4 protein-coding genes are annotated in these 3,931 nt (G+C 49.2%); 2 read left to right on the top strand and 2 right to left on the bottom strand.

Translation table 11 applies throughout. From position 1 onward, the window contains the following. On the top strand, positions 1–308 hold a 308-nt coding region (locus tag HRU21_01295), incomplete at its 5' end, for an FAD-binding oxidoreductase (GenBank protein ID NRA40921.1). Between the two features lie 109 nt (positions 309–417). Here the strand turns inward: HRU21_01295 and HRU21_01300 are convergent. Together HRU21_01300 and HRU21_01305 are read right to left on the bottom strand one after the other, a co-directional pair. After that, positions 418–1,791: a glutamine synthetase gene (locus HRU21_01300; protein ID NRA40922.1), complete on the bottom strand. Its 1,374-nt coding sequence runs from the start codon at positions 1,789–1,791 to the stop codon at positions 418–420. A 9-nt stretch (positions 1,792–1,800) separates the two neighbouring features. Next, positions 1,801–3,249 carry an NAD-dependent succinate-semialdehyde dehydrogenase gene (locus HRU21_01305; GenBank protein ID NRA40923.1) on the bottom strand — a complete coding sequence of 483 codons (1,449 nt, stop codon included), beginning with the start codon at positions 3,247–3,249 and terminating at the stop codon, positions 1,801–1,803. A 230-nt stretch (positions 3,250–3,479) separates the two neighbouring features. On the opposite strand from HRU21_01305, the gene HRU21_01310 reads away from it, so the two are divergent. After that, positions 3,480–3,931, top strand: a 452-nt coding sequence (locus HRU21_01310; GenBank protein ID NRA40924.1) for a gamma-glutamyl-gamma-aminobutyrate hydrolase family protein, incomplete at its 3' end; no start/stop codon positions are given.

The raw sequence follows: 3,931 nt of genomic DNA on the forward strand, positions 1-3,931 counted from the left end.
CGCAGTTAAAAGGCGTTGCTTTTGAGTTTGCTTGGGGCGGCGATTTTCTGCTCACCATGAGTCGTCTTCCGCAATTTGGCCGCCTTAACGATCATATTTATTTTGCGCAAGGCTATAGTGGTCACGGCGTCACCACCACTCACCTGGCCGGTAAAATTATTGCCGAGGCACTCAAGGGTGATGCCACACGCTTTGATACCTTTGCCGGATTGAAACACCTACCGTTTCCAGGTGGCCGCATGTTGCGCGTGCCTTACACTGCAGCCGGTGCTTTTTATTACGGTTTGCGCGACAGGCTGGGTATTTAACTCAGCCTATGGCTTACAGCCATCGCTAACGTAAACACCGAGTTTGTCCAAGCCCAAGATCAGGCCTAAAATCTAGTTCAAACACAGTCTAGTTTAATTATAGGCTAGCTCAAACATAGGGTAATAGTAGCTCATATTCTAACGCGCTAATATGTTGTTCAAACAGGCGCACATCATCCCACTTAACGGTGGCATACAATTCGACAAACGCCTCGCCAAACCATTCGCTGATGCGATTATCGCTCTGCATTTTCCTCAGTGCGTCGCGTTGATTATCCGCAACACGAGGATGCTCTTGTTTATAGGCGTCACCGATCACAGGCGTCGGTACTTGTAAGGCTTGAGTAAGCCCCACATAAACACCGGCTAACAATGCGGCGGTTGCTAGGTAGGGGTTGGCGTCAGCGCCAGCCATACGATGTTCGATACGTGTAGCATTTCGGCTACCTGAAGGTATACGCAATGCCACCGAGCGATTGTCATAGCCCCAGGTTTTGCTGGTTGGCGCAAAAGAGCCGGGCGCTAGGCGCTTAAAGCTATTGATAGTCGGGCTCCACAAGGCCTGACAGCTATCGGCCATATCGATTAGGCCTGCGACTGCCTGTTGCATGAAACGATTGTCCGTTGCACAAGCCTCTGCTGTATCAGGGGCAAAAATATTCTGCCCCTTGCTGTCCATCAGGCTTAAATGCATGTGCAAGCCATTGCCGGCTTCATCCAGATAGGGTTTGGCCATAAAGGTCGCATGCATACCCAGCTGTTTTGCCACTGAAGTGATCACGCGTTTCAATAGTAAGGCATGATCTGCAGCGGCGACGATATCATCGCCATAATTCAAATTGACTTCGAATTGACCAGGAGCGTATTCGGCAATCACCGCATCCGCAGGAATGCCTTGTTCTCTGGCGGCGTTTAGCACCGCAGCAATAAATGCATCGTGATCAGCAAGATCTTGCATGGCATATACTTGAGTCGCGTTCATGCGTTGACCACTGACAGGAGACACAGGCGGCTGTAATGCACCGTTTTCCGTTCTTTGTGTATCGACCAGATAAAATTCCAACTCCAAGGCAATGCCGACTTGGTAGCCTAGGCCTTGAAACCGCTCAACGGCTTTTAACAAAACGTTTCTAGGCACTAATGGCAGTAGTTCACCGTCGTCATCGTACATCGTGCAGAGCACTTGCGCGCGAGTTTGATGGTCGACCCAGGGAACAATGGCGAGTGTGCCGGGAATCGGTCGACATAAATAATCACGATCACCTTGCGCCAGACCCAGGCCGGCTTTTTCAACCGATGCGCCGCTGCTGTTGAGGCTCATCACCGAGGCCGGTAGGCAGAACCCCTGCTGATAGACTTTCTCTAATAAGTCTATTTCAATACGCTTGCCGCGCAGTACCCCGTTTAAGTCGGGCAGCAAGAGTTCAATCGTTTGAACATTCGGGTAGCGTTGGAGAAAATCGCTCACTTCTTGATAATGCATATAAAACCCTTAGTTTAAACCGCCCATGCATAAATATTTTAATTCTAGATATTCATCCAAACCATGACGGCTGCCCTCACGACCTAGGCCAGACTCTTTGACACCGCCAAACGGCGCCATCACAGCAGAAATGACCCCTTCATTGATACCAACCATGCCATAATCTAATGCTTCTGCGACCCGCCAAACGCGGCTGATATCTGTGGCAAAAAAATACGCGGCTAAGCCATAAGGCGTGGCGTTAGCTTGCTCAATAACGTCGGCTTCATCGCTAAAGCGAGTAATCGCAGCGACCGGCCCAAAGATTTCTTGCTGCACAATATCCATATCGCTTTCAACACCAGTAAGAATGGTTGGTTGATAAAATAAGCCGCCCAAAGCATGCGTTTGCCCGCCAGTAACAACTGTGGCGCCTTTTTGCTTGGCATCGTCGACCAAATGACTCACTTTATCTAGCGCCGCTTGATTAATTAATGGTCCAAGATTAATGCCTTCTGTTAGCCCATTGCCGACTTGCATCTGAGACACCGCTGTATGCAAGGCTTGCACAAAGCGATCATAAATACCTGCTTGAATATAAAAACGATTGGCACAGATGCATGTTTGACCCGTATTGCGATACTTGGACGCTAGCGCGCCTGCCACGGCTTGATCGACATCCGCGTCATCAAACACAATAAAGGGCGCATTCCCGCCTAATTCCATCGATACTCTTTTGACCGTATCGGCGCATTGCCGCAGTAGCAATTTGCCCACGGGCGTTGAGCCAGTAAACGACAGTTTTTTCACTCGTGGATCTTGCGACAACACTTGACCAACCTCCTGGCCATGTTTTGCCGTCACCACATTAAAAACCCCTGCGGGAATCCCGGCTTGTTCGGCTAAATTGGCTAAAGCCAGAGCGCTCAATGGCGTAGCTTCTGCAGGTTTGACCACCATTGTACAGCCGGCGGCCAGCGCTGGCGCAGCTTTACGGGTGATCATGGCGAGTGGGAAGTTCCATGGTGTGATGGCTGCGCAGACCCCGACGGCTTGTTTGGTGACCAACATTTTCTTATCGGCACTGGGGGCGGGGATGGTTTCTCCGTATACGCGCTTGGCTTCTTCGGCAAACCATTCAACGAACGAGGCAGCGTAGTTAACCTCGGCATACGATTCTGCCAGCGGCTTACCAGATTCTAAGGTCATGATATGTGCAAGCTTATCGGCAGCGCTGAGAATATACTGATGCCATTGCATAAGACAGGCATGACGCTCACCAGCGCTTAACGCCTGCCATGGCTTTAATGCATGCTCGGCAGCCTCGATCGCTGCCAAAGCGTCAGTTGCATCGCAATCGGCGACCTCGGCAATGTTTTCTGACGTCGCGGGGTTAATCACCGCATAGCTTAAGCCGCGGTGGCTGTCTTGCCAGCGCCCATCGATATAACTTTGCGTAAAATCTACCGCGCTTGTCATAGCTGTAACCTTTACCTATCTTACTGTAAGCATGTAAAACAAAAAAATGACTGTTGATTCACGGAGTGTGAAATCTTTTGAACACAGTATAAATTATTCTGAACACCAAGCAAGTGCCCAAGTTTGATTAAAAATCTCAGTGAAACCAGTATTTATGCACGTAAATGGCTTTTCAGAGTGTAAAAAATATTTTATGCTCTTGTCTATTAAAGCAAACAAAAGGCTGAGCTATGGCTCTTTCGGAGCAAAAGCCGCTGGTAGGGGTTATCAGCGATGTTAAAACCATTGACCCACATCCCTTTCACGTGGCTGGCGATAAATACCTTCGTGCGCTCGCCGATGCAGCCGATGTAGTGCCGGTTATTATTCCAGCATTAAGCGATATCATGACGATAGAGCATTGGATTAATCGACTTGACGGTATATTTTTAACGGGTGCCTATTCAATGGTTGACCCTGCTTTATATGGCGAGACAAAAATCGATGCCGACTTTAATTACGACAGCCAACGTGATCAACTTAGCCAGGCCATTATTGATACTGCAATAGCGAACGATACGCCGTTATTTGCAGCCTGTAGAGGGCTGCAAGATATCAATGTTGCGCTTGGCGGTTCATTGCACCAAGCTGTGCATCAAGTCGAATATTTGCATGATCATCGCGAAGATCAGCAAGCACCGTT

It is taken from the genome of Pseudomonadales bacterium (assembly GCA_013215025.1).
Taxonomy (GTDB): Bacteria; Pseudomonadota; Gammaproteobacteria; order Pseudomonadales; family DT-91; genus DT-91.

Excerpts from the sequence above, each read along its gene's own strand:
- HRU21_01305 (NRA40923.1), bottom strand. The coding sequence starts at position 3,249 with ATGACAAGCGCGGTAGATTTTACGCAAAGTTATATCGATGGGCGCTGG.
- HRU21_01300 (NRA40922.1), bottom strand. The coding sequence starts at position 1,791 with ATGCATTATCAAGAAGTGAGCGATTTTCTCCAACGCTACCCGAATGTT.